This is a genomic window from Diaminobutyricibacter sp. McL0608 (assembly GCF_039613825.1).
Taxonomy (GTDB): domain Bacteria; phylum Actinomycetota; class Actinomycetes; order Actinomycetales; family Microbacteriaceae; genus Diaminobutyricibacter.
Window position 1 is genome coordinate 524,364 of sequence record NZ_CP154826.1, and the last position, 26,009, is coordinate 550,372.

At 62.2% G+C, this 26,009-nt stretch carries 22 protein-coding genes, 1 tRNA gene and 1 pseudogene; 13 read left to right on the forward strand and 11 right to left on the reverse strand.

Annotated elements, in window-relative coordinates; translation table 11 throughout:
- Positions 1–25: 25 nt before the first annotated feature.
- The 5 genes from AAYO93_RS02500 to AAYO93_RS02520 all read right to left on the reverse strand — a co-directional run bounded on the left by AAYO93_RS02500 (position 26) and on the right by AAYO93_RS02520 (position 5,169).
- Positions 26–1,135 carry a M20 family metallopeptidase gene (locus AAYO93_RS02500; RefSeq protein ID WP_345763441.1) on the reverse strand — a complete coding sequence of 370 codons (1,110 nt, stop codon included), beginning with the start codon at positions 1,133–1,135 and terminating at the stop codon, positions 26–28.
- A gap of 4 nt (positions 1,136–1,139) precedes the next feature.
- On the reverse strand, positions 1,140–2,450 hold the full coding sequence (gene glyA, locus AAYO93_RS02505) for a serine hydroxymethyltransferase (RefSeq protein WP_345763442.1): 1,311 nt from the start codon (positions 2,448–2,450) through the stop codon (positions 1,140–1,142).
- A gap of 316 nt (positions 2,451–2,766) precedes the next feature.
- On the reverse strand, positions 2,767–3,480 hold the full coding sequence (locus tag AAYO93_RS02510) for an SDR family NAD(P)-dependent oxidoreductase (protein WP_345763443.1): 714 nt from the start codon (positions 3,478–3,480) through the stop codon (positions 2,767–2,769).
- Entirely contained in the window at positions 3,477–4,874 is a 1,398-nt protein-coding gene (locus AAYO93_RS02515) for a DUF6421 family protein (RefSeq protein ID WP_345763444.1), read from the reverse strand. Before AAYO93_RS02515 ends, AAYO93_RS02510 begins: the two co-directional genes overlap by 4 nt.
- Positions 4,875–4,962: 88 nt before the next feature.
- Positions 4,963–5,169 (reverse strand): hypothetical protein, encoded by a 207-nt coding sequence (locus AAYO93_RS02520; RefSeq protein WP_345763445.1) that lies wholly within the window; start codon positions 5,167–5,169, stop codon positions 4,963–4,965.
- 660 nt (positions 5,170–5,829) lie between these two features.
- On the opposite strand from AAYO93_RS02520, the gene AAYO93_RS02525 reads away from it, so the two are divergent.
- The 8 genes from AAYO93_RS02525 (at position 5,830) to AAYO93_RS02560 (ending at position 16,430) form a co-directional block, all read left to right on the forward strand.
- Complete coding sequence (locus AAYO93_RS02525) at positions 5,830–7,128, forward strand: PepSY-associated TM helix domain-containing protein (protein WP_345763446.1); 1,299 nt, start codon at positions 5,830–5,832, stop codon at positions 7,126–7,128.
- Positions 7,125–7,481 carry a hypothetical protein gene (locus tag AAYO93_RS02530; protein WP_345763447.1) on the forward strand — a complete coding sequence of 119 codons (357 nt, stop codon included), beginning with the start codon at positions 7,125–7,127 and terminating at the stop codon, positions 7,479–7,481. Before AAYO93_RS02525 ends, AAYO93_RS02530 begins: the two co-directional genes overlap by 4 nt.
- 503 nt (positions 7,482–7,984) lie before the next feature.
- A complete protein-coding gene (locus AAYO93_RS02535; protein ID WP_345763448.1) occupies positions 7,985–8,197 on the forward strand; it encodes a ferredoxin in 213 nt (70 codons plus the stop codon).
- Between the two features lie 47 nt (positions 8,198–8,244).
- Positions 8,245–9,390, forward strand: coding sequence for an NAD(P)/FAD-dependent oxidoreductase (locus AAYO93_RS02540; protein ID WP_345763449.1), 1,146 nt, complete (start codon positions 8,245–8,247; stop codon positions 9,388–9,390).
- Positions 9,391–10,278: 888 nt separating this feature from the next.
- Positions 10,279–13,296 carry an SIR2 family protein gene (locus AAYO93_RS02545; protein ID WP_345763450.1) on the forward strand — a complete coding sequence of 1,006 codons (3,018 nt, stop codon included), beginning with the start codon at positions 10,279–10,281 and terminating at the stop codon, positions 13,294–13,296.
- Positions 13,297–13,635: 339 nt separating this feature from the next.
- Positions 13,636–15,090, forward strand: coding sequence for a recombinase family protein (locus tag AAYO93_RS02550; RefSeq protein WP_345763451.1), 1,455 nt, complete (start codon positions 13,636–13,638; stop codon positions 15,088–15,090).
- A 175-nt stretch (positions 15,091–15,265) separates the two neighbouring features.
- Positions 15,266–16,219: an IS481 family transposase gene (locus tag AAYO93_RS02555; RefSeq protein ID WP_345763452.1), complete on the forward strand. Its 954-nt coding sequence runs from the start codon at positions 15,266–15,268 to the stop codon at positions 16,217–16,219.
- Positions 16,220–16,369: 150 nt separating this feature from the next.
- Positions 16,370–16,430, forward strand: a tRNA-Met gene (locus AAYO93_RS02560).
- A 260-nt stretch (positions 16,431–16,690) separates the two neighbouring features.
- Here the strand turns inward: AAYO93_RS02560 and AAYO93_RS02565 are convergent.
- The gene (locus tag AAYO93_RS02565; protein WP_345763453.1) at positions 16,691–16,930 is read right to left on the reverse strand and encodes a rhodanese-like domain-containing protein; all 240 of its coding nucleotides are present in this window, start codon (positions 16,928–16,930) and stop codon (positions 16,691–16,693) included.
- 201 nt (positions 16,931–17,131) lie between these two features.
- Here AAYO93_RS02565 and AAYO93_RS02570 point away from each other — a divergent pair, with 201 nt between their 5' ends.
- The 5 genes from AAYO93_RS02570 to AAYO93_RS02590 all read left to right on the forward strand — a co-directional run bounded on the left by AAYO93_RS02570 (position 17,132) and on the right by AAYO93_RS02590 (position 21,206).
- The gene (locus tag AAYO93_RS02570) at positions 17,132–17,641 is read left to right on the forward strand and encodes a TetR/AcrR family transcriptional regulator (protein ID WP_345763454.1); all 510 of its coding nucleotides are present in this window, start codon (positions 17,132–17,134) and stop codon (positions 17,639–17,641) included.
- 58 nt (positions 17,642–17,699) lie between these two features.
- Positions 17,700–18,671, forward strand: a complete 972-nt coding sequence (locus AAYO93_RS02575) for an SDR family NAD(P)-dependent oxidoreductase (protein WP_345763455.1) — start codon at positions 17,700–17,702, stop codon at positions 18,669–18,671.
- Between the two features lie 83 nt (positions 18,672–18,754).
- Positions 18,755–19,168 (forward strand): VOC family protein, encoded by a 414-nt coding sequence (locus AAYO93_RS02580; RefSeq protein WP_345763456.1) that lies wholly within the window; start codon positions 18,755–18,757, stop codon positions 19,166–19,168.
- A 161-nt stretch (positions 19,169–19,329) separates the two neighbouring features.
- Positions 19,330–19,764, forward strand: coding sequence for a hypothetical protein (locus AAYO93_RS02585; protein WP_345763457.1), 435 nt, complete (start codon positions 19,330–19,332; stop codon positions 19,762–19,764).
- Positions 19,765–20,036: 272 nt separating this feature from the next.
- Entirely contained in the window at positions 20,037–21,206 is a 1,170-nt protein-coding gene (locus AAYO93_RS02590) for a Gfo/Idh/MocA family protein (RefSeq protein WP_345763458.1), read from the forward strand.
- 197 nt (positions 21,207–21,403) lie between these two features.
- On the opposite strand, the gene AAYO93_RS02595 is transcribed toward AAYO93_RS02590, so the two are convergent.
- From AAYO93_RS02595 to AAYO93_RS02615, 5 genes and pseudogenes are all read right to left on the reverse strand, one after another.
- Complete coding sequence (locus tag AAYO93_RS02595) at positions 21,404–22,984, reverse strand: acyl-CoA synthetase (protein WP_345763459.1); 1,581 nt, start codon at positions 22,982–22,984, stop codon at positions 21,404–21,406.
- 37 nt (positions 22,985–23,021) lie between these two features.
- Entirely contained in the window at positions 23,022–23,474 is a 453-nt protein-coding gene (locus AAYO93_RS02600; RefSeq protein ID WP_345763460.1) for a MaoC family dehydratase, read from the reverse strand.
- A gap of 27 nt (positions 23,475–23,501) precedes the next feature.
- Positions 23,502–24,379, reverse strand: a pseudogene (locus AAYO93_RS02605) (amidohydrolase family protein).
- Between the two features lie 23 nt (positions 24,380–24,402).
- Positions 24,403–25,332 (reverse strand): SDR family NAD(P)-dependent oxidoreductase, encoded by a 930-nt coding sequence (locus tag AAYO93_RS02610; RefSeq protein WP_345763461.1) that lies wholly within the window; start codon positions 25,330–25,332, stop codon positions 24,403–24,405.
- A 134-nt stretch (positions 25,333–25,466) separates the two neighbouring features.
- Positions 25,467–25,940 (reverse strand): MarR family winged helix-turn-helix transcriptional regulator, encoded by a 474-nt coding sequence (locus AAYO93_RS02615; RefSeq protein WP_345763462.1) that lies wholly within the window; start codon positions 25,938–25,940, stop codon positions 25,467–25,469.
- Between the last annotated feature and the right edge of the window lie 69 nt (positions 25,941–26,009).

A 26,009-nucleotide genomic window follows, 5' to 3' on the forward strand; every position in this document is an offset into this window, starting at 1 on the left:
TGGTCGCCGAATTGAGAATCTGTTGTCATGGCCTTCGCATGGGTTCCTCGTAGGCAACGCTGAGCACGCGCTGGATCAGCCCTTGCAGAAGGACGATGCGCCGTCCTATCGCACGGACGTCAACGCGTTCGTCGTCGGCGTGGGCCCCGTCACCGACGGCGCCCAGCCCGTCCAGCGTCGGGATTCCGAGGGCAGCCGTGAAATTCCCGTCGGAAGCGCCCCCGACAGAAGCGGCGTCAAGCGGCTCCCAGCCAGCGTCAGCGGCGATGCTTTGCGCCAGCGCGAAAAGGCCCGCAGAGGCGGATTCTTCCATCGGAGGGCGGTTCGGGCCGCCCTCAATCCGAACCTCCGCTCCAGATAGTTTCGTGCGTAACCCGCGGATCGCGCGATCGACACGTGCTTGCTCGTGAAGAGTCCAAACGCGCACATCCACGGCAAACTCGCCGGACGCGGGCACAGTATTCGTCGTTGTCCCCGCTTGCATCATGGTTGGTGTCACACTCGTCCCAGTGACCGCGTCGCCCAGATCAGCGACTTTCAGCACCAGTCTCGCGGCCTCGACGGCGGCATTGATGCCCCGCTCCGGATCGAGCCCCGCGTGTGCAGCTCTTCCCGTGACCAGGATTCGATAGTCCGACACCCCCTTGCGTGCTACCTTCAGGGCGCCCCCATCGGCAGCTGCCTCTAGTACGAACACGGCCTCGCAACCGGCCGCAGACTCCTCAATGAGCCCGCGCGAGGTCATCGAACCGAGTTCTTCGTCCCCGGTGATGAGAATGCAGAGGCCATCTCGGTCCTCGAGCGCGGCGGCGGCGTGCAAAGCGATCACGATACCCGTCTTCATGTCGAGGCAGCCCGGCCCGCGGAGCACTGAGTCCTCGACTGTGAACGGCAGGCGCTCAATGGTGCCCAGCGGCCAGACAGTGTCGTGGTGCCCGAGCAATAGAACCTGCGGGTCTCCGAACCGCCACCGAAGATGGGTAACGCCCTCGCGTACGATCCGCTCCGGGGCGACGCCGAGAAGAGCCGCACCAAGGGCAGCGACTGTGTCGGCGCTGGCCGCCACCGCCTCGAGGTCGGAGGAGGGCGACTCTCGCTCGACGAGGAGCCCAATGTCCTCGATGATTTTGTTCATCCCGTCAGTTCCCCGTAGCCGCGATGGGTGCAATATCGGCGTACAGCGGATGGGCTTTGACCAGTTCCGAGACTCTCTGCTTGAAGACAGCCAGATCAGCGTCCTCACCTGCGGTAAGAACTGCAGCAATCACGTCGGCGACCTCCCGGAAGGCACTGTCGCCGAATCCACGGGCGGCCAGCGCCGGCGTGCCGATACGCAGACCACTCGTGACCATCGGTGGACGGGGGTCATTGGGCACCGCATTGCGGTTGACAGTGATCCCCACTCGGTGCAGGCGATTCTCGGCCTGCAACCCCTCCAATGCCGAGTCACGAAGGTCCACGAGCACGAGGTGGACATCCGTTCCGCCGCCGACGACACGTATGCCTGCCGCGGCGCAATCGTCCTGCCCGAGACGGGAAGCCAGAATCCGGGCGCCGGCGACCGTGCGCCGCTGGCGGTTACGGAACGCCTCGGATGCGGCGAGCTTCAGAGCGACAGCCTTTCCCGCGATCACGTGTTCCAGTGGACCACCCTGTTGCCCGGGAAAAACCGCAGAGTCGATCTTCTTCGCGATGGCAGGATCTTGGGACAAGATAAGTCCTCCGCGAGGTCCCCCTAACGTCTTGTGTGTAGTCGTCGTTGTGGCATGCGCATACGGAACGGGTGACGGATGTTCGCCCGCTGCGACCAACCCTGCGAAATGCGACATGTCGACGAGTAGGTAGGCGTCCACCTCGTCTGCGATTGTTCGCCACTCGGCAAAGTCCAGCGCGCGAGTATATGCAGACCATCCGGCAACGATGAGAGACGGACGATGCTCCCGGGCTAGAGAACGAACCTCGGCAAGGTCGATCTCCTCCGTCCTCTCGTTCCGGTGGTAGGCGACAACGTTGTAGAGGCGGCCAGAGAAATTCAGCCGCATCCCGTGGGTGAGGTGGCCACCGTGCGCAAGGTCGAGACCGAGGATAGTGTCCTTCGGCCGGAGGAGCGCATGCATAACCGCAGCGTTTGCCTGTGCGCCAGAGTGCGGTTGGACGTTGGCGAAAGAGGCGCCGAACAACGACTTCGCCCGCTCGATGGCGAGCGATTCGACAACGTCGATGTACTCACAGCCCCCGTAGTATCGTCGGCCCGGGTACCCTTCGGCATACTTATTGGTGAGCACCGAACCCTGCGCCTGCATTACGGCGACGGGGGCGTGGTTCTCTGAAGCGATCATCTCCAGGTCAGCGCGCTGGCGGCCCAATTCGGCGTCGATCGCGAGCGCGACCTCCGGATCGACTTCTGAAAGCGGAAGGTCGAGATAATCGACCGTCATATCGTGTTGCATTTAGACGCTTCTTCCTGCAGCTTCACAGCTGCTTCAAACTCCTCGACACTGTCCTGAATCCTTGAGAGTGGGCACGTCCAGCCAGATTTGGGTATGAGGGACTCCCAGTCGAGCTGCTCTTACGCAGCCTCGGCTCTTCCGAATCATCGGCGCGGCCGTGTTGAACGCTGGTTGGTCCTACGCGGCGACGGCACCATTGGATTCGATCGCGAGTTCGCGATTTCGGTACGAAGATCGCGACAAGCGCTCGACCAGTTGATTGATACAAATCTCCCGACCGATTCACACCCGATGCTGGCACACGCAGCGTTGGGGGTTAGGGGAGGGGGACAAGGGCTCCGTTGATCAGATGTGCGGGTGTGTCAAAGAGGTCGACAGTAGCGGAGGCGAGCGTATTCACGTCCGTGAAGCCTGGGAAAGTGCGATCGGGTTGGGCTTTGCGCATCCCGTCGTCGACGAGAGCCTTAACCACGAAGACGACGGCGGCGGCGCCCAGCCGAGAATCCTTGCTCTGGGCGGCCGACGCGCGGAAGCCGTCGGCGATGGCCCGCGTCCATGCTTCCGCAGCGGCCTTGACCGCAACATAGTTAGCGATTCCAGCGGTCGGCGCCGTGACCGAGCGTGCAGAGACGATCGCCAGACGGCCGCCCGCCGCAGCCTCGAGGTCGTCATAGAACGAGCGGCTGGTGTTTCGCAACGTGGTCACGATCCCGGTGTTCAGTGAATCCCAGTCGGCGTCCGTCTGCTGCACGATCCCGTCGGCGCCGCGCCAGCCACCGACCAGGTGGATGAGACCGCGAACCGGACCAAGCTCCTCCCGCACAGACACGGCAAGCGCGTCCACCGCGACCGGATCGGCGAGATTGCAGACGAAGCCAGAAACCAAAGGGAGGGAGTCGGCGAGCGCCGACACCTTCTCGCCGTCGAGATCGACGGCGGCGACGCAGAAGCCGGCATCGACGAGTGCGGTCACCACCGCCATCCCTGCGGGGCTGGTGGACCCGGCCACTACGACAACCGGGCGGGTCACGAGCTGACCCCGTCCGCGACCGCGTTGGCCCGGTCACGGGTGATGCCTTCAGTGGATTCGATCACGCCCAGCATCTTCTTGCTGAGCGCCTCGTAGAACATCGACAGCGGGAACTCGTCGTCCAGCACCTGGTCGGTGTAGCCCTTCGGCGGACCGGCGAGCACCTCGTCGGAGAGCCCGCGCGCCCAGTTCGACGCCGGGTTCGGGGTGACCGTCTCGGTGAGCACCCCGTAGGCCGCCAGCCAGTGCGCCACCTTCGGGCGGTCGATCGAACGCCAGTAGAGGTCGTTGATGCGGTCGCTGAGTGCGACCACGACCTCCGGCACCGCATCCCAGTCGATGGTGAGCTGGGTGTCCGTCCAGTGCAGCACGTGGTGCTGGTGCATCCACGCGAACAGCAGCTGGCCGCCGAGCCCGTCGTAGTTGCGCACCCGGCTGCCGGTGATGGCGAAACGGAAGATCCGGTCGAAGATCACCGCGTACTGCACCAGCTTCGCGTGCTGTCGTGCCTCGTCGGACGACTCCTCGTCGTGCTCGATACATACAGATTCGCGGAACGCGGTCAGATCGCAACGCAGCTCCTCCAATGCGTATAGGAAGAACGGCATCCGCTGCTTGATCATGAACGGATCGAACGGCAGATCACCGCGCATGTGGCTGCGGTCATGGATGAGATCCCACATCACGAAGGTCTCCTCCGCGATCGACTGATCCTTCAGCATCGCGGATGCCCTTTCTGGCAGGTCCAGCTTCGTGATCTCTGCCGCTGCGGAAACCACCCTGCGGAAGCGCGCTGCCTCGCGGTCCTGGAAGATCGCACCCCAGGTGAACACCGGCACCTCCTTCACGGAGACGCTCTCGGGAAAGAGCACCGCCGCATTGGTGTCGTAGCCGGGCGTGAAGTCGATGAAGGAGAGGGGCACGAACATCGCGTTCGAGTACGACCCGGCCTCGAGCTCGGCGACGAACTCCGGCCAGATCACCTCGACCAGTACGGCCTCTACGTACCGGTTGGCGCTGCCGTTCTGCGTGTACATCGGGAAGACGACGAGATGCCTGAGCCCATTGACGCGGTGTTGCTGCGGCTGGAACGCCATGAGCGAGCCGCGGAAGTCCGGAACACCGAAGTCCTCCTCTGCCCAGCGCCGGAAGTCGCGGTCGAGCGCACACAAGTATTCGGCATCGTGCGGGAACAGCGGCGCGAGCCCTGCGATGGAGTCGAGGATGCAGCACACCCGATCCGTCGCCCACTCGCGGTTCGAGGTCTCGGGGAGCGAGCCATCCTTGACCTGCAGTAGTTGCAAGTCGATCGCGGCTTGCTTGAGGGCGAGCCAGTCGGGGTTCGCGAGCAGTCGGTCACGGCTCGACAACTCGGTTGGGGTTTCGGTGTACATCAGGGGCTCCTTTCACTGCGGTCGGTCACATGGTCGGTTGGGGGCGGCGGGCGACGGGGGTGAGGTTGCGTCGCCTGCCGCCGGTCTGTCAGCGGATGAGACGCGGCGCTCCGGTTTCGACCGCGGAACGCGGTGGCCCGAGCCTTTCGACGATCTTCGCGAGTCGCACATCCGCTCTCATGGTCGACACGATGACGTCGTGCGCGTTCGTCGGCGCTGAGGTGTCGAACGAGACTGCGGAAACGTTGTCTGGCCGCGGCTCGAGCGAGGCGCCGGTCCGGATAAGGCGCGTCATGGGCTCCTTCACGTCGAGGGCGACTTCGGCCCGATCGGTCGTCGAGATATCGAAAGGGTATGCGCTGCAAACCCGTGTGACTTTGTCCAATCCGCTCGTGCTTCATCACCATCCTTCGTCCTCTCGCACAAGGCGATTCGCCCGATCGCTACCGCTTTCTTGGCGCGATGGTTTGCTCGGGGAGCATGGCGGCACGAGGTGGACAAGCAGGCTTGGACCGACGATCAGCTCGGCTGACCAGCAACGTCGAAGGAGTCCCAGTCGGGCCGACACCTGCGACACCGTCGAGGATGGAGCCGGACGCCCGAGTTCACATGGCCCTCCTCCTCCTCCCTGAACTGAAGCCGGTGAGGCCCCGCGGTGGAGGGCGCGGGCGCCGGGTACGGGTCCAGAGCCGAATCGTTCCGGCATACCAGCGAAGATAGCGACGACTTTATGTCCCGTCAATGACGTGCCGCGCGACGCCGGCCTCCGCCCGTCGTTCTGGAGATGCGACGATGAAAGACCGCTCGCGGCCGGGCATTGACGCGGATGACCCCCGGGTGGTAGCTTGCGTCCAATGCCGGAACGATCCGGCACTAAACTTCGCTGCAACACTTTGTCTCCCAACCTCTCCCACTCCCGCGGCATCGCCGCACCCCAGCGCAAGGAGGCGCCAGTATGCAAGATTCCGTGATAGCCGAGACGGCCGTCGCAAAGACGCGATCGGTTCCGAAGCCTCAGCCCGTGCGGAGGGCGATCGCGGGGATCCATCGGTGGGTCACCCTGGTGGTCGGCGTCGCGCTCCTCGTCATCATGACTGCTGGAGTGCCGCTGCTGTGGGGCGGGGAGAGTTTTCGCGCGAACAATTCCGCGCTGTACCAGCCGACGACATCTGCGGAACCTCTGACTGCGGGGGAAGCAGTTGCAAAGGTCCAGGAGGCGCATCCGGACTTCGCCGCGGGCAATGTGATCAACGACAAAGGAATGTTCCTGGTCAGTGATGCCAATCTCAACCTGGTGTACGGGGTCGACCCCGGGTCCGGCAAGATCACCGGTTCAGGCCACTACTACGGAGGCTTCCAAGGGCTGATGGAGAACCTTCATGGCTACGGGCTGTCAAGCCCGAACTATCCCGGCTATGTGCCGTTCATGGCGACCCCCATTCCCAGCTTTGGCATCGCACAACTCGACGGGATGCCTCTGGGGGTTGCACTGGTGGGGATCCTGGGGCTCGTCCTCGTGTTCCTCGCGCTATCCGGGATCATCTTGTGGTGGCCGAGCATCAAGCATTTCGGTTCCGGGTTCCGGATCAGGTGGAAGGGGCAGGCCGCATATGCGCGTGATCGAGATCTCCACAAGATCGCGGGGCTGGTCGCGGTTCCCTTCCTCCTGATGTGGGGTATCACGGGCGCGGCCGCTCAATTCCCCTTCATCGAGCAGGGCCTGATGGCCCTCACAGGCGGCCACACCGACTCATCCAATGTGAAGGCACTGAACTGGGATTTCGCCAGCAACAAGCCGGCGACGCCTGACGCGAAGGGCATCAGCCTCGACGCCGCGGCAGTCGCAGCACTTGCGGTGGTGCCCGGAAAGATCTCCAACAGCACGCTCGCGGATCCGCAGGACCCGACGTCCGCCTACTTGTTCAGGATCTCGCAGACGTCCGGGAATCCCTTCTCGCAGGCGGTCTTCGCTGGAAACGCGTGGGTATACGTGGACAAGTACGACGCGAGTCACACCAAGATCGTTTGGGACGGCAACGGCGCGACTCCCCAGAACAACTTCTATGAGAACGTCTTCTACCCGAGCCACTTCGGATGGTACGTCAACGGCTGGTGGCGCATCATCTGGGCGCTGTTCGGACTCACCCCGCTGCTGCTTGCGATCACCGGCTTCTCCACCTGGCTGACCCGCACCCGCAGAGGTCGGGCTCGCGAGGCGCGCCGCCGGGCGGCTGCCGCGGCTGCCGCGGCATGAAGCAATCCCTCGCGGTCACCAACATCGTGTACGCCGTGGGCCTGACCATCTGGCAAGTGGTTCAGGCCTACCGGCCGACTCCGAAGATTCGGCTCAGCGTGATGGGGCTGGTGGTGCTCCAGATAGGCACGGTCCTGATGGCGGCACTGGACGGGTTGTCGTTGCTCCAGGGGTGGCGACCGCAGGAGATGGCTGTGCATTTGGCCTACCTAGCGGCGTCGCTTCTGGTGCTGCCCATCATGACCTTTATCGGCCTCGCCGGGCGCAAGGAACCGAACTACTTCGTCCTGGCCATCGGCAGTGCGGCGGTGGTCGTCATTGTTGTCAGGCTTCTGGTTACTGGAGGTGCGTGAATGAAGCGCCGTAGGTCCGGCGATGTTGGCATCGTCTTGCAAGCCGTGTATGCCCTCTTCGCTCTCGCGGCGACCGGTCGTAGCGTCGTACAACTTGCGACTCACGCTCGGACAGCACCGATTCCATACGCGCTGTCGGCCGTAGCGGGTCTCGTCTACATCGCGGGACTCATTGCGCTCCGTCTCGCCAGTCGCGATGACAGAGTTCGGCGGGCTGCCGTCGTTCTGTGCCTGATCGAACTGACAGGCGTCCTCGTGGTCGGGACCCTCAGCTTCCTGACGCCGGAGGCGTTTCCCGCAGAAACAGTGTGGTCCCGATTTGGAAGCGGATATGCGTTCATACCCGCGGTGTTGCCCGTGGTCGCACTGTGGGCATGTCTGACGAAGCGGTTGGGGTCGCGCTCGTGAGTGTCTCAGAGCGGGCCGTTTTCGTGCCGCGCTGATGTATGTGTTGAAGCCTTCCCTCGACGGCGAGGGTTGAATAGCGATCCGGGAGGATTCAGATGCAATTCCAGGTCGACCTTAGGACGTGCCAGGACCATGGACAGTGCGCCTTTGTATCGAAGGCGTTCAGGCTGGCCGAAGACGGAAGCCTTGCATTCCGCCAGCACGTTTCCGGCCTCTACCTGTCCGACGACATGGATGACGCGATGCGGGACGAACTGGAGGAGGCTGCCGACGCATGCCCCGTTCAAGCGATCACAATTCGCGACTGAGGCCCATGGTCAGCCGCGTCAGAAGGTGCGTCATCGTAGGAGGATCCTTGGCCGGCCTGCGCGCCGCCGAGGCAGTCCGCCGATCCGGGTTCGAAGGCGAGATCCTGGTAATCGGAGCCGAGCCGCACATGCCCTACAACCGTCCTCCGCTCTCGAAGGACGCGTTGCAAGATCATTCTGCCTTGGATCAATTGACGTTCAGGCTCTCGTCAGCCGCCGCCGAGGTGACCTGGAATATCGGCAAAACCGTGTCCTCGGTGGATCTCGATAATGAGTCCGCCGAACTCGTCGACGGCGCTCGGGTGGAGTGGGACGGACTTGTCATCGCAGCGGGCGTCAGCGCGCGGCGAGTCGAAATTCCCGGCCCGCAACTCGGCAGATACGTGGTGAGGACAGCGCTCGACGCCATGCTGCTGCGACAGCAGATCTTTCAGGGGGCCAAGGTCGTTGTACTCGGTGCAGGATTCATCGGCTGCGAGGTGGCAGCAACCTGTCAGATCCTCGGCGCTGACGTCGATGTCATAGGGACCGGACCGGTCCCTCTGAATACACCGCTAGGAATGGAGTTCGGCGGGGAGCTCCAGCGCAGACACGAGCGGCGGGGCGTGCGCTTCCACATGAACACCGCCGCTGCTGCGTTCGAAGGATCGGACCGAGTCCGCGAAGTCGTGCTTTCCAATGGGACAACGTTACGAGCCGATCTCGTCGTGGAGGCCGTGGGCACCCGGCCGAACACCGAGTTTCTCGAGGGAAACGGTCTGGACCTCAGTGACGGGGTAATGTGCGACAACGCGATGCGGGTGGAAGGTCGCCCAAATGTTGTCGCCTGCGGCGACATCGCTCGATTCCCTAATCCGATGTTCGACTCCATCCCGCGCCGGGTTGAGCACTGGAACATGGCTGTCGAGACCGCGAAGATGGCGGGCAAGACGGTCGGTCTCCATCTGCGAGGCCTTGAGGATGCTCGCGAGGATTTCCGCCCGGTACCGTCGTTCTGGAGCGACCAATACTCGCTCCGCATCCAATCCTTCGGGATGCCAGTCCTCGGAAGCGCGGATGTCCGGATTCTCGAAGGCGAGCTCTCAACCGAGTTCGCGGCCGGATACCATCGGGACGGCGAGCTCGTCGGCGTCGTGATGCTTGGCCTTATATCGCGTCACGCCCACTTTCGGAATCTGATTACATCAATCTGAACCGACCAGGGCTCCTCGAGAATGGCTACTGCCAACCGCAGACCCAGCTCTACGAATTCGAGACCGGCATCCTGTAGCTGCGGTTCACTGCCCCGGGGCAATGAACCTGAGCAGCGCCACGTAGTCGCGGCGGGTTGTTGCAAGCGGCATGTCGCCGAGGCGCATTCCCTTGATGCTGCCGTTGGTTTAGCTTGGTTGCATCGCTAATTGAGCCGGTAGCCGGCCCCGGGTCCGCGCGATCGCGCCACTCGATACCCGAACGAAGCGGCGCGAACTCAACTTCTATCAGGCCGCGAAGAGGGACGAGGGCGCTACGGCTAATCGCTGATGGTAAGCGTGCGCCGTACCGGTGGGACCGTCCGTCGGGGAGAAATGAATGATTCTAAGAGGCGTGAGCGCGGAAATCGGCCCCCACATGCGTTGAGGACATCTTCAGCAATTTCGATCGCCCTGTCTACTGAAATTCCCGCTGGGTGGATCTCGCTGCATACCTTTTCGAGATTCCGTGCCACAACTTTTGTTGGCGATCTTCGCTTTGGAGTATTACTCAGCTTCTTTAAATTGGCGGATGTCATGACCCAAGATTCACGTGCGCGAGTAGGCTCTCTCGGACTGTTTCGAACTTAAGAATCGCGATACTTTCGATCTGATGAAGAAGGAGCGACTCCGCGAAGGAATAGCCTTCGAATCCGACGTCGTCCTGCAGAATCTGGATGCGCCCTCCCTACCAGGGTCGGATGCCTCCACGGCGGATGCACGCTTCTGTAAAGAGAGCGAGAAGGAGCGAGCAACGCCGCACCACTACTGGGGGCGCGATCGAAAGCATTTCTCTGCGAGGGTGAAGATTAAACATTAGAGCGTCGCCTTGTTCGATGCTGCCTGGGGGACATGGTGGATCAACGGCTTCGCAATGCGTCCGATAGCGGTTCGATCGTGCTGGTTGTCGGAACTGGGGTGAGTGCGGCCCTAAGTGGCGGTGCGCCTACGGCGACGTGGCAAGGCTTATTGAATGCTGGCTTAAGCGCTCTGGACCTCCATACTCCGGCGGCGACTCTGAGCTATATCCGCAACGCCATTGAGTATGGATTCGGCAGTGACGATCTCACTGCAGTGCTTCAGGCGGCTGATCGATTGCGCCAAGCATTCGACGAAGTCGGCAGCTACGCCTTCACCAAGTGGCTGCAAGACAACGTGGGCGAGTTACGCGTGTCGAATCCGGCGCTGCTGGAGGCCATCACGTCGCTGCCGTTCCCAATCCTCACGACGAACTACGACACGCTATTGGAAGGACGCGCTCGAACTTCCGTGGACTGGACGGATCCGTCGCAGATGCAGGCCGTGCTTGCAGGAAATTCCAACGGGATTGGCCATCTTCATGGCATTTGGAGGCGTCCGGATTCCGTAATCCTGACAAGCTCGGACTATTCGCGCCTCCTCGATAGTTCCAGCGCGCAGGATATACAGCGCGCTGCGTCAACTCTGAAAACGCTGGTGTACATCGGATTCGGCACGGGCCTTGCCGACCCGAACTTCGGACGCCTAATCCAGTGGCACAGGGACACGTTCATCCCGTCCTCGGTACAACACTTCCGCCTTTGCTTGAACGATGAACTGGCCGACCTTCAGCGCGAACATGCCAACGACCAGATTGTCCCGGTTGGGTACGGTGACGACTATGAAGCGCTCAGCGACTTCCTTGCGTCGCTGAAGCCGGCGTCAGGGACGATTTCAATCTCTCCGTCCGGCATTGCGCGGGACGTGGTATCTGAACTTCAGTTGGACTTTGAGAACGAGCTCACCACTGATGCCATTCTCGCGGAGGCGTTGGATGTGGTCGGATCATGTGCCCTTGCGGACGTAGTGCGACCGCCGGTTCTGCTGCCGGTCCCTCATGCGGACTTTGTACGGGCCCAACGCCGGCAGACGGATGGAGGTGAAGTTTCCCGCCTCGATTCCTTCGAGGTCGCACGGTCCGCTGAGGTGCTCCTAGTGGCGGCTGATGAAAGCACTGGGCTCACAACGGCAGTGAAGTGGCTCGCATTAGAGGCGGCAACCTACCTCGGCGGGGCAGCGCCGCTGTACATATCGTTTCGCCGGTTGGGGCGTGGTCACAACCCGCTCAAGCGCCTCGTGGACGCTGAGGCCCGTTCGCACGGGCTCCTGCCTGATCGCGATAGTCAGATCCCACCTCATGTGCTCGCGATTGACGACTTCTCTCCCTACGTTGAGCACATTTCTGATCGAGCAATCCAGGACCTTGCTGCGAGTGACGCGATCGTCAAGATCATTGGGTGCAAAGTCGGAGCCGAAGATCTTATCCTGGAGAAGCTTCAGCGGCTTGGGGTCGATGGTCGCGTGCAATACCTCGGCCGACTGACTGCGGCGGATATTCGCGCCTATGCCCGGATGGCGGCACCGGTTGAGCATGTACAACTTGCCGAGCGCGTTCTCAATGTGCTTCAGACAGACAACCTTCCCCGCACTCCGAATACCGTTGCATTGCTGATCGCAGTGCTGTTGCGCGGCGGAGCGTTGGGGGCCAGTAAATCGCAGACATCCATTTTGGATGATTATGTTGCGATGATGCTTGGCCGCGGCGATCCGCATGAAGACGCTCGCCTCGGGCTGGACAAGAATTCGCGGGAGGCGCTGCTCGCGGGCCTGGCGAAAGCACTAGTGACTAGGAAGACGGGCGGCTTGACGGAGGACGAAACGGTCGCGGCTTTCCGAGAAATATTGGAGCGCTTGGACTGGAACGAGTCTGCGCTCGAACTGGTTCGCAGCTTGATGGACCGCAAGATTCTGAGAAAGGACGGTCATCATGTGGTTTTCGCGCGCAGCAGCTACTTGCATCTGTTCGCGGCGAAACGGGCCGCGCAGGACGGAGATTTCCTCGGTCACCTGCTGACTGATCCTGTTTATTTCTCACCGATCCTGATGGACTACGCCGCGATAAAGCGACACGATGCTCAGCTTGTAAGTCGTCTAAACGAACTACTGGCGCGCGACGCGTGGGCAACGACGGCCAACCCGGTATTCGAGTTGGTGCCTTCGGAGGACGTCCAGGAGGTCGCCCTGAGCGAGTCCAACCTGACGCGACGCGAGAACGCCCAATCATCATCGAAGGAGCTCGAGGTATTTGACGCATTCAGCGACACCGACGAGCCACCTTTCCCGCTGACGAAAGAGGAGGAGCTCCCGCGAGGGGTTCTACTTATGCGAACCTTGGAGCTGGTTTCGAGCGCACTACGTGATTCAGACCAGATCGAGGACATTGGCCTCAAGCAGGATGTCTTGGAAAACGTGCTTCTTCATTGGGGCCGTCTGATGGGGACCGTCAGCGCGGACTATGGGTTCCGTGACTTCATCGGCAATCTGGTTGATGAGATGGATGCTCCCGATCGGGGTGCAAACTACGATGATCGAGAAGAACGAATCGACGTTCTCGTGCGTGTTTTCCCAGCCGCGATATCACTCGGCGGCGTCTTGCACACGCTCGCCTCTCGGAAGCTCAGCCGTGCCCTGGAGCGTCTCGTTCCCGCTGTCGTCGAACTCAACGATGACGAATTGACGGTGGCCACGGCCTTCATGATCTTCGCCTTGCGAGATGACGGTTGGGTGCAGGCACTCAACACCTTGCTGGCACGCACGGGCAACATTTGGGTGATCCGCAACTTCTTCCTGCAACAATTGCGTTCCGTGTACGTCGGCGACGAAGGCGCAGAGCGGCTCGGGGATGAAGATCTGCTGAAGCTGTGCGTAACGATCGTTCAGAAGGCACACTCTTACGAGGACGCCCTTCACCGTAACGCCGACTACAGTCGGATCAGGAGTCAGCTGATGAGTCGACGGTTGGAAGGGCTACTCGGACGCCGATCCCAGGACGGAGCCCCCGAGCTGGCTTAGGCTATGAGGTCCGGGACAGATGGGTGTCATGGAGGATCGTCGGAGCGATTCGTGCGCGTCGACCCGCATTTACCCCGCACATTGAGACAGATCCAGTGCAATTCGGAATAGTCCACGGCGATCGAAATCCCCGAAGAATCAACACAATCACACCCGAAGCGACCCTGGATTCTCTATCGGAACCTAATCGTGGTGTCGCGGGTTCAGGTCCCGCCCCGTTACTGGCCCGGGGTCTCGCCTAAGGTTTGCCATCTTTGAACTCGTTTGTCCGCGAAATTGGACTACCTGTCTTTCGCCCATCCAGCTCTTAAGTGGGATGGATTGTGAGACGCTGCGGACATGCAGGCTGCGATCTATTGTCGGATCTCGTCGGACCCAGAGGGGACCGAGCTCGGTGTGCAGCGGCAGGAGCAACTGTGCCGAAGTCTCGCTGATCGACTTGGACTTGTAGTCGAGACCGTATTTGTCGATAACGATGTCTCCGCAAGTTCCAGATCGAACAAGCCCCGTCCCGAGTATGCCGCGATGTTGCGTCGTGCTCGTCTCAATGAGTTCGGGGTGATCCTGGCCTATTCGAACTCTCGTCTGACGCGCCGCCCTCAGGAGTACAACGAACTGATTGATGTAGCGGTCAAGCACAAGGTGCGGATTAGTACTGTTGCGTCGGGTGAGTTCGATCTGAACACCGCTGATGGTCGTGCTGTCGCGCGCACCATCGCCGCGTGGGATGCAGCGGAATCGGAACGACTGGGTGAACGAATCAAGGCGGCGGCCGATCAACGTGCGGCGTCCGGCAAGTTTCATGGCGGCCCGGCTCCTTTGGGGTTCCGTGTTCGGGACAAGACCCTTGTGGCCGCGCCAGCCGAGGCGAAGCTGATCCGTTCGGCCATGGCACGTCTTATCGCGGGCGACTCCACCTATGCCATCGTGAAGGACTGGAACGCCAAACGCGTACCAACTCGGCGCAGAAAACGCTGGTCCGCGATGGTCCTCCGAAAAGCTGTGTGCAACCAGGCCTTGATCGGCTTGAACACGGCCGGAGTGCCAAGTTGGGATCCGCTCGTCGATCTGGCGACCTTCGCAAAAGTGGTCGACCTTCTCAAGGAACGAGGTCGACACGATGTGCCCTACGTGCGCTCATCCTTAGGGGGCGGTCTCACCCACTGTGGCCGATGCGGTGCCCGGTTGGTCCGTTCCACCATGGGTGGGATACCCGTGATGCTCTGCGTCCCGGGGCGGACGGCACATCCTCGGGATGGCAGCGACCCGCGCGCGGGTCCGACCGGACTTTCGTGTGGCAAGACAATCATGAAAACAGACCGACTGGAGGCGTATGTGTTCAACGCCATCCTCAACACTCTCCCGGTGAATGCTATGTCGGCACGCTCCCGCAGATCGGAAATCCTGAACGAGATCGAACGCCTTGACCGTTTGGTGCTCGATCTCGAGGCAGCGCAGCAACGGCACCTGGAAGAGAACGGGATAGGTTCGGCAACCGCCGAAACACGTGATGTTCTGAGGGAGACGCGGGAGGCCAAGCGGGCGCTCAGTGAAGTGCTCGAGCGTGTTCAATTCAACGAGATCTTCGCTGGCGGTGTGGACTGGCGCGCGTGGAGCATTCCCCGGCGAGCCCAATTTCTTCGATTCATCATTGATCGCATCGAAATCGACCCACTCCCGGTCGGTCGCAAAAGTCCACCCCACACCCCGCACATGACTCGCGAAACGTGGGAACAGCGAGAGCGTGACTTTTGGGACGAAATGGCGCCTCAACGAATCCGAATCATGTTTTAGCAATCCTCTGGCCTGCCGCTCGCCAAACGGACCGTTGGTCACGGGTAACCGCCTATTGCACACTTCTTCCCGGAACTGCGATGCTCTAAGACATCACAGGGACAGGCACTCCCGGTGCCTATAAAACTGACGGACGTTGTTGACACTCGGGTCTTCCATTTGGGAGGAAGACTTCATGCCATCAACACTCTCTGCATCGGCCCAGCGAGCGATAGAGCGACGGGCGAATCACAAACTTGCTCTGCTTCGACACGTCGACGAGGTCAGCGGCAACATCGCCGCGAGCTGCCGCTACTACGGGGTGAGCCGGCAGGCCTACTACGCCTGGCTGAAGCGCTATGAAGCGGAGGGGTTCGAGGGGCTGAAGGACCGCTCGAGTGCCCCGCACCACTCGCCGACGGCGACGGACACGGAGGTCGTGGAGAAGATCCTCTGGCTGCGCCAGCAGTATCACTTCGGCCCGCAAAAGATCACCATGTATCTGAAGCGCTACCACGACATCGAGATCAGCCAGTCCGGGGTTTGGCGGATCCTGAAAAAGGTCGGCCTGAACCGGCTCCCCGCATCCCAGCGATACAAACGCAAAGAGACCCGGTGGAAGCGTTACGAGAAGCAGCGCCCCGGGCACGCCCTGCAGGTCGACGTGAAGTTCATCGAACCACTGGGCCAGACCGGCAAGAAGAAGCGCTACTACCAATACACCGCCGTGGACGACTGCACGAGACTGCGCGTGCTGCGCGCCTATCCGACGCATGACCAGAAGACCGCGATCCAGTTCATCGACCACGTCCTCTCCAAGTTGCCGTTCAAGGTCGAGAAGGTCCAAACCGACAACGGCAGCGAGTTCGGCCAATCCTTCCACTGGCACCTGCTCGACAAAGGCATCGACCACATCCGCATCAAACCGGCCACCCCGCGGCTCAACGGCAAGGTGGAGCGCTCCCATCGGATCGACTCGGAGGAGTTCTACCGACTGCTCGAGGGCCAGGTCATCGACGACGTCAACCTCTTCACCGACCGCCTCCAACAATGGGAGGACTACTACAACTACGATCGACCACACGGAGCCCTCGCCGGCCAGACTCCTTACGAGCGGCTCAAGCAGAAAACACGAGACCCGCTGTCATAGGCCTCCGTCAGTTGCACAGGCACTCCCGGTGCCATCGGCTTGCCCACATTTTGCCCACACTTGCCCGCGATGCATTGTTATCAGCGTGATCACACTGACGCCAAGAACCGCGGAATTCCGCGGAAGTTGCTGTTGGCGCGCCGCCGATTCGGGGCTCAACTAGAGCACACGGCTCATAATCGTGGTGTCGCGGGTTCAAGTCCCGCCCCCGCTACTGGCCCCGAGATCTCGCCATCTCGGGGCCTTTTTCATGCCCGACCAGCAGGCGTAGTCCAGACGGGTCGCGGGGCTACCAATCGAGTCCCGTGACCCGGTCATCAGCTGAAAGCTGCGCGAACCGAACTTGTGCGGCCACCGCTGCGGAGGACTCGAGTCCTGGGCGCGGCGGCTGAGGATGCCGATGCGATTTGTGGGCGGGGCCGATCACCTATCGCAAGCCCCAGCCGCCGAAGTCGGACATCGGGTCTACCATCACGATGCCGGCTTTGGCGAGGTCGTCGGGCGTGACTCCGGCGGTGGAGCACGGCAGTCAGCCCGCACGCCGGCCTTCCAGGTCTGGTTGCCGCCGTCGAAGTTGCGCACTCGCCGTCCGAATTGGGTGAATATCCGCGTGGCCGTGAGACCGCGCTGTCCGACCTGGCAGTGCACGATCAGCTCACCGTCGATCTTCTCTCGCGCTCGGCGAAGCCCGAACCCAAAAGATCTCGTCAAGGTGAGTCAGTCATCTAACTTGACGGATGTTCAGAGAAGTACTAACGTTGCGATAGTTGTTAGTCAGTCAACTAACAGAGCGAGGTCAGAGTGGCTACCGGTCAGCCCCGAATTGCCCGCGAAATGACAGCGGACCAAAAGATGTCTAGCAAGCGAGATCGACTAGTGTCCGGTGCCCGTCGGGTCATCTACGAACGCGGGGTGGAACGCACCTCGCTGGCCGACGTGGCGGAGGCGGCAGGCGTGCCTGTCGGCAACATTTACTACTACTTCAAGACCAAAAACGATTTGGTGGCTGCCGCGGTCGCCGCCCAAAGCTCGGAGAGCACCCAACTGTTTCAACGGCTCGAGCGGCTGGGTACGCCAACCGAGCGCCTGCATGGTCTCCTGGACGTGCTCACCGAGGTCGGTGGTTCCGTCGCCGAGTACGGCTGCCCCCTTGGCACGCTGTCCGCCGAACTGGACAAACGCAACGGCACCACGGCCAGCCCGGAGAGCCAGCAATTGCTGGTGCCGATGATCGACTGGGCAGAACAGCAGTTCGCGAACCTCGCATGTGCGGATGCCCGCCAACAGGCGATCACGCTCATCGCCGCGTATGAGGGCGCAGCTCTCCTGACTCACTCTCTGCGCGACCCCGACGTGCTCAGGAGCCAAATGCATCAGCTCCACCTTCGGGTCGACGAGCTCAGCGCGTCGCTGGCGCACTGATGCGCAACCGCGCCGGGTCCATTCCGCCAGATCAACAGTTCGATAGATAGGTAACACGTTGTCCACCTACGAAAAGACAATCCTCATTACCGGCGCAAACGCTGGCATCGGCAAGGACGTGGCCCGCCAACTGGCCGGACGTCCCGACTACGGACGCATCTACCTGGCGTCCCGCGACATGACCAAAGGACACGCGGCGCTCGAGGAACTTCGGGGTCTCACCGGTCGCGACATCTTCACGGTCGTGCCGCTCGACCTGCGGGACCTCGAGTCCGTCCAGCGCCTCGCAGACCAGTTCACGGAACCCTTGAATGCGGTCGTGCTGAACGCCGGCGGCTTCGGCGGACCCACGCCGGCCACGATCGCCCCCACCGGCGTGACGGAGATGTTCGCTCAGAACGTGCTCGGCCACGTTGTCTTGTTGGAAACCTTGCTTTCCCGAGGTGCGGTGACCGACGTCGGCGTACTCACCGGCAGTGAGGCCGCCCTTGGTGCCCCGAAGATCGGCATTGCCAAACCCACCTTCGGCGACCACAGCGTGGATGAGTTCACGTCGGTCATCGACGGCTCCTGGTTCAGCGATCGGAAGTACAAAGTGAGCCTCGCATACGGCCAAACAAAGTATCTCGGCGCCCTATGGATCGCGTCGCTCGCCCGCCTTCACCCGGAGCTGCGACTTCTCACCATGTCCCCCGGTGGTACTGCGAACACCGAAGGCGCACGCGACATGGGATTCCTAGCCAAGACTTTCATGAACAAAGTCTTCTACCCGGTGCTGGCTCCCACGTTCAGATTCGCCCATCCGCTCCCCGTCGGCGCAGCTCGGCTAGTGAAAGCCGTCAGCGACCCGACACTGACCAGCGGAGCCTTCTATGCAAGCGCCGAGGGCAAGCTCGTCGGCAAGCTCGTGGATCAAGGAGAGTTTGAGCTCAGCTTGCGTGACCCGATCATCCAGGACCACGCTTCCGAAGCCATCCACACGTTCGTGCCCCAGAAGTATCGGGTAGGCACTCGCGAGGGCTCTGCCTGACAAGCAGCTCCCCCTTTTCACAGGCGTTCTCGCAACAATGCCGGCGCCCACCGCAAGACGAACAACAGATTGGAAGCATCGTCATGGCTGATTTCCCGGCCCCCAGCGAAGGCATCGCACTCACCCACTTCATCGTCTCCAGCGACATCGACCGTTCCGTACGGTTCTACTCCGACGTTCTCGGAGGGGAGGTTGTGATGAGTGGCGGTGGCGGACCGAACATCGTCCAGCTCGCGAACTCGTGGATCATCATCAACGTCGGCGGGGGGCCTACTGAGGACAAGCCGACGGTCACCCTCGAGGTACCGGCCGACCCGGATGTCGTCAGCGCATTCCTGAACATCCGCGTCGCTGACATCCAGAACATCTACGAGACCTGGTCGGCTCGAGGCGCACACTTCCTCACCCCGCCCATGGACCGCGGCGCCGAGATCCGCTGCTACGTCCGCGACCCCGACGGACACCTCATCGAGGTGGGGCAAGCTGTCGGCCGCTAGAACGTCGTCGAGCGCTGCTTCAATAAGCTCGCCCTGGTCAAGTTGGGACACCTAGCGAAACCACCCGGATTATGGCTAGTGTGGCGCAACACACTTGCCTCATGGGGCGATCAAAGGAGACTCCGGGATGCTGGTATGGCCGCCGGAGTGAGGAGAGCCACATGGTTGCATCCGACGTCCCCGCTGAGATGAGCAGAACACGACGCACTTTCCCCAGGATCGTCGTGTCGCTAGGGCTTGGTCTCGTAGTGGGAGTATCGACCTACTACGTCACTGCCGTGGCGGCGACCGCGCAGATCCCAGGCACCTTTACGATCAACCCTCTGACGTTGGCCATGCTCGCTGTCGTCGGTGCACTGGCGGTCGCCATCGGGTGGTACTGGCCGGTCGTCGGTCTGACTGCGGGCATCGTCATCATCGCGGTCGTTGCGTTTGCTGTGACCGGACGAATGGGATGGTCTTCGTCCAGCTCGGATTGGCTGAGTCCATTCAACGCCGTGGCATTCGGCGCGGCGAGCGGCTACCCGACGATTGTCGGGGCCGCGATGGTCACCGCTTCCGCTCTGAGATTGCGCTCTCGCCGAACCGCTGGCTAAGGGATTCCTGCGCAGCGCGCCGAGCTTTAGCAACACGACCTAGATGTGCAACACGACCTAGAGCTGGGCGTAGTTTCGCGCACATTTTGCGCACAATTGAGCGAGGTCGTACGGGTTCCGAGGAGGTTCACACGACCGCCGAGCAGCCTCACGGTGCTCGTTGAGCATCCACGCTCGAGGGAATGAGCGTCCGTATCCCCGCGTTTCCAGACGATGCGCGGGCGCGGCGGAGTCGTGCAAGCGGAAAGCCCACGAGAGGATGCCAGGAACACGTGACAGAGAACATTCGAATTGGAATCGCAGGGCTCAGCGCGCGCGGCGGCTGGGCCGCCACGGCACACGTACCCGCCATTGCTGCGGTCGAGGGCCTCGAGTTGAGGGGAGTCACCGCAAGTTCGTTGGAATCGGCCGAGCGCTCGGCGCAGAAGCACGGCGTCGCTCACGCGTTCGGCTCGGTTGGTGAAATGGCTGCTTCTGGCGAAGTTGACCTCATCGTGGTCGCGGTCAAAGTACCCGATCACCGCGACCTAATCATGACGACACTGGATACCGGCACAAGCGTGCTCAGCGAATGGCCGCTCGCACGGAGCTCGAGAGAGGCCGCCGAACTGGTGGATCACGCGGACACATCGGATGTCCGAACGCATGTGATGCTCCAGGCACGATCTTCTCCCGCTCTCGTGTACCTGCGGGATCTGATCCGCGAAGGATACGTTGGCGACGTGATCTCGACCGGAATCGTCGCGGCCGGCGGCAACTGGGGTGGAACAGTCGACAACACGCGCCTCTACCAGCTGGATCCGGAGAGCGGCTTCAGCATGCTCTCGGGGCCGATCGGGCACACACTCGATGCACTCGTCTTCGTACTAGGCGAACTGTCCGAGGTCGCGGCGACGATGGGCCTTCTCCGACCGCGTGAACTGAACGTCGATACCGGCGAGTGGGTTCAGAATCGAGTACACGATCAGATCGCGTTGACCGGTCGTCTGTCAGATGGCGCCGTAGTTTCGATGCAGTTCCGCGGCGGTGTCCCAGCAGGTCCGGGTCTGCGGTGGGAGATCGTCGGCACCGACGGTGTCATCGTCGCGACAATCGATAAGGGGGTACCCCTCATCCAGATCGGCCGCATAGAACTGAGCGCCGCGCGCGGGGACGAGCGCTTGCTATCCCCACTCGAGGTCCCCGCCCGATATACGCGCGTATCGGGTGTCCCGGATGCCGCGGTGAATCTCGCACACGCATATCTGAACCTGCGCGACAGCGCCCGCAACGAGAAGTCTCCAGCGCCGGACTTCACTCATGCCGCAGGGCTGCATACCGTGCTCGCTGCGATCGAGACCGCGGCAGCAACCGGCGCCACTCAGCGTCTCGGCACCCCCGCTGCAGAAGCGTCGCCCAACTCGACGGCGGCATGTACGACAGGCGAATGCGCCGCGCGATGACCATGTCGTCGGCGGCCAGGTACGACGTCGGCGTGCTCCCTAACCTGCTCGTACTAGGCGCCTGGTTGTTCCTTGCAGGCTTAGGCGTGGGCGCGGCCACGGCATCGTCTGCCGCTCGAGGTGTCACAACGTGCTCCATTGCGGACATGTGATTCACGCAGGCGATGGAATGGGGTCGGGTCTTCGTGGGCCGGACTCTAGTCGCTCGTTTTCAAAGGAGGTCGGCCCGTCGGTGTCTGTTCGGCTGGGCTGGTCTGTTCGCGAAGAGCTTCAGCGTACGCGCGCAGGTCCGCCTTGCGGATCTTCCCCGTAGCAGTCCGGGGGAGTTCGTCGATCACGACAACGCGCGTGGGGATCTTATACCGTGCGAGCTTTCCATCAAGGAACTCGCGCACCGACGCGGTATCGACCGATACGTCCTTCCTCACTGTCAGTAAAGCCCACGGCACTTCACCCCACCGGTCGTCGGGTACCCCGATGACCGCCACCCCGCTGACGCCGTCGATATCGTTGATGAGGTTCTCGACCTCGGCCGGGTAGATGTTCTCACCGCCGGAAATGATCATGTCCTTGAGGCGGTCTGAGATGTAGAGGTATCCCTCGGGATCGAGAAAGCCAAGGTCTCCCGATCTAAACCATCCGTCATCAGTGAAGGCCGCCGCCGTCGCGTCGGGTAACCCACGGTAGCCAGGAAAGACGTTGGGTCCCGAGATCTCGATCTCTCCGATCGTTCCGCGCGGCACGACGTCTCCGTGCTCGTCGGTGATGCGGACGTCGGTGAAGAAGTGTGGGAGTCCCACGCTGCCCTGCTTGCGGCGGGTCATGTCAGGTGACAGCGAGGTCGCGCCGGGAGAGGTCTCGGTCATCCCGTAACCCTGGGAGAAGTGGAGGCCACGCTGCTCGTAGGCGTTGAGGATGCGGGCGGGGGCGGCCGAGCCGCCGCAGGTCAGCTTCTGGAGTGTGGAGAGGTCAGTCGTCGCCCAGTCGGGGTGGTCGGCCATCAGCTGGAACGTGGTCGGGACGCCGCTGAGCATCGAGACGCCGTATCGCTGGATAAGCGCAAGAGCGCGTCCTGGTTCGAATCCGCGCTCGAGGACGATGGTGCCGCCTTTGAGGATCACGGGGAGCGCGCCCATGCCGAGGGAAGCGACATGGAAGAGCGGTGAGATCATCAGGGCGATCTCGGTCGAGACGACGTCGTAGTCCACGAGTGTGTTCAACGCCACCCAGGTGAGGTTCTGGTGGGTGAGAACCGCGCCTTTCGACAGACCGGTCGTCCCTGAGGTGTAGATGATCGCCGCGGGATCATCGAGGGCGACCTCGGCATTGGTGTGGCCGGCGGCGCTCGAACCCAACATCGCGTCGAGGCCCGGCCTGTCGGGTGTGCCTCTGCCGACGACGAAGCGGTCCGGGATGTCGTAGCCGGCGTCGTTCACTCGCTGGTCGAGCTCGGGGTCGTGGATGAGCACCCGGGCATCCGAGTCGCGCAGGACGTGGGCGATTTCCGGCGGAGCCAACCGTGTATTGACTGGAACGAAGACGGCTCCCAGCTGGACCGTGCCGAAGAGTACCTCGATGAAGGCAGGGCTGTTCTCGCCGAGGAACGCGACGCGGTCGCCTTTCCGCACTCCGCGGTGCCACAACAGAGCCGAGATGCGGTCGGCAGCGTCCGCGAGCTCGGCATAGGTGATCTGGTCGTTCTCGAAGTACAGTGCCACCTTGTCGGGTGATTTCAGGCGGCGCTTGTACATCCACGAGCCGAGGCCGTGATCGTGCATGTTCGTCCTCTCCTTCGAGGTGAACGCGAAAGTTGCGTCAGGCGTAGAAGCGGTAGAGACCTCGCGCGACGACGGCGGGCTTGTCTCCGCCCTCGATCTCGATGGTCTGGTCGACAGCGAACTGGTAGCCGCCGGCGACTTCCGTGACCTCCGCAATGATCGCATTCATACGCACACGTGCTCCGACCTTGACGGGGGAGACGAAGCGAACCTTGTCGAGGCCGTAGTTGACCTTCGTCGACACTCCGTCAACGTCCAATAGTTCGGACCAGAATTTGACCGTTAACGAAAGGGAGAGGAATCCATGAGCGATCGCTCCGCCGAACGGGCCGTCTTTCGCCCGTTCGGAGTCGATGTGGATCCACTGGTGGTCGTCTGTGGCATCCGCAAACAGGTTGACGCGTTCTTGCGTGACGTCAAGCCAGTCGGTCCAGCCGAGGTCGGTGCCGGACATTCCGGGCACATCGGCGTAGGAGACGGTGGTGGTCATGGTGCTTCCTTTCACAGAGCGCGTGTGTCAGAGACCCAGAAGGCGAACTGCGTTGGCCTTCATGATTCCGGGTAGGACTTCGGGTTTGAAGGCCACCTGTGCAGCGTCGCGAATCCAGCGGTCGGGAGTGAGGAGGGGAAGTCGGAGCCGAACAGCACACGGTCCTTCAGGAGCGTGTTGGCGTAGCGCACGAGCTCCTGTGGGAAGTACTTCGGGCTCCAGCCGGACAGGTCGATCCACGTGTTGTGTTTGTGGGTCGCAACCGACAGCGCCTCGTCCTGCCAGGGAACCGCAGGGTGGGCCATGATGATCTGAAGTCGCGGGAAATCGGCGGCCACGCCATCGAGGAGCATCGGATTCGACAGTGCGAGACGCAGGCCCCTGCCGCCGGGAAGGCCCGCTCCAATGCCGGTCTGGCCGGTGTGGAACAACGCTGGGATGTTCGCATCCTGGATTGCCGCATAGAGCGGATAGAAGTGCTCGTCGCTCGGATCGAACCCCTGCACGGTTGGGTGGAACTTGAATCCGCGAACGCCGGAATCTTCGACGAGCCGACGGATCCGGTCGAGAGCGTCAGGTCGGTGGGGGTCGACGGAACCGAACGGGATGAGCACATCGTTGTGTCGCGCCGCACCTTGTGCGATCTCGGCGCTTGAAATCGGTGGTTGGCCGAGTTGTGTCTCTGCGTCGACGGTGAATACGACGGCCGCCATCTTCCGGTTCCGGTAGTAGTCGGCGATCGTCTCCAGATCGGGCCTCGGGCTGTCGGTCTTGAAGTAGGCGCTGGCCTCCTCCTGAAGGTCTTCCGGCAGCGACGAGTGATCGTGCCCGTCGATTTCGATGTGCACGTGCATGTCGATTGCATCGAGCGCGTCGACATCGATTGCGGATTCGTAGCGAGTCATGTTCGATTGGGCCGCTTCGCGGGTCAGGCCTGTACGGGGCGCTGCAGTTCGTCCGGCAGGGGAGGGAAGCCCTCGCCGACGGTCTGCTGGTGACTGCCGATGAGGTCCGGGAAGTCGGCCTCGAGTGCGGCGGCGGACCATCCGCCCTCGTGATATTCCGTGACCACGGGCTCGGGATGGGACCAGAGCTGTAGGCGGTCGCCACCGATGCCGATCGCTTGACCGGTGACAGAAGAGGCAGCGTCAGAGGCGAGGTAGGAGACGAGACCGGCGACGTCGGTCGACGTGCCGAACCCGAGATCGTGACGGAAGAAGGCGGGCATCGGTTCGCCGGCCGCATCCGCTTCGACGGCGGCGGCGAAGTAGGGCACGGTCGCGGTCATCGCGGTAGCCGCGACAGGAATGACGGCGTTCGCGGTGATTCCTGCGCGCTTCAGCTCGAGGGCCCAGGTGCGAACCATGCCGACGATGCCGGCTTTGGCAGCGGAGTAGTTGGTTTGCCCGAAGTTGCCGCGCTGGCCCGTCGGCGAGCCGATGCAGATGATGCGGCCGCCTTGGCCCGCATCCCGCATGTGCGTGGCGGCTGCGCGGACACAGGTGAACGTGCCGCGCAGGTGAACATTGATCACGAGGTCGAAGTCGTCGTCGGTCATCTTCCAGAGGACGGTGTCGCGGAGCACACCCGCGTTGGTGACGAGGATGTCGAGGCGCCCGAACTGTTCGACAGCCGTGCGGACGAGTTCGTCGGCGGTCTCGCTCGATCCGACCGGCGCGACAACGGCTACTGCGCTGCCGCCCTCACTCTCGATGCTGGCGACCGCGGCGGCGGCGGTCTGCTCGTCCACGTCGTTGACGACGACGGATGCTCCCTGCCGTGCCAACTCCTGGGCGTAGGCGAGCCCGAGCCCGCGACCCGAACCGGTGACGATGGCGACCTTGCCTGTGAGCGTCATGGCGGTAACTCCTCTGTCCGTCCGCACGATCAGCGGATCAGGTCATCCCACCACACAGTCGTTGACGTTGTCAATTATTGAAGGAGCCATTAGCCCGCGCGGGGCAAACCCTGCGCCTTCCTGTGTCGGGGCGCTTAGTCGGCGGCGAAAACGAGTCTGCGCAACAGGCTTCGCAGAGTTTCGCGGTCTTCTGTACTCAGCCCGCTGAGTGCTTCATTCTCGGCCGAGCGGGTGCGGAGTTGTGCCTCCGCGAAACGCGCGCGCCCTACCTCGGTAGCGTGGACAACTTTCGAGCGCCGGTCGGAGGGGTCGACGAGCCGTCGCACGAGCCCATCCCGTTCGAGTTCGTCGACCAAGGAGACAATCTGGCTCGGATCAAGCGATAGGAACTCTGCGAGGTCGCGCTGAGTCGGATCCAGGTCCGCACACGCCATCGCGAGAACGGAATAGGACCGCGCGCGCAATCCGAGGTCCTGCAGGTAGCGGTTCGCGATCCGGGTGCCCTGCGTGAACGCCTTGACAGCGAGGAACTCGATCTCGTGCGACAGCGGTGCGTCGGAGGCGCGCTCCAGGTAGCTGGTGCTGTCGGCCTTATCCGTCTCGAGCATTAGAGCTCCTACCATTGATGATCTCAACTATTGCTGACTAGTATCACATGAGAACGTCACGTCCCACTC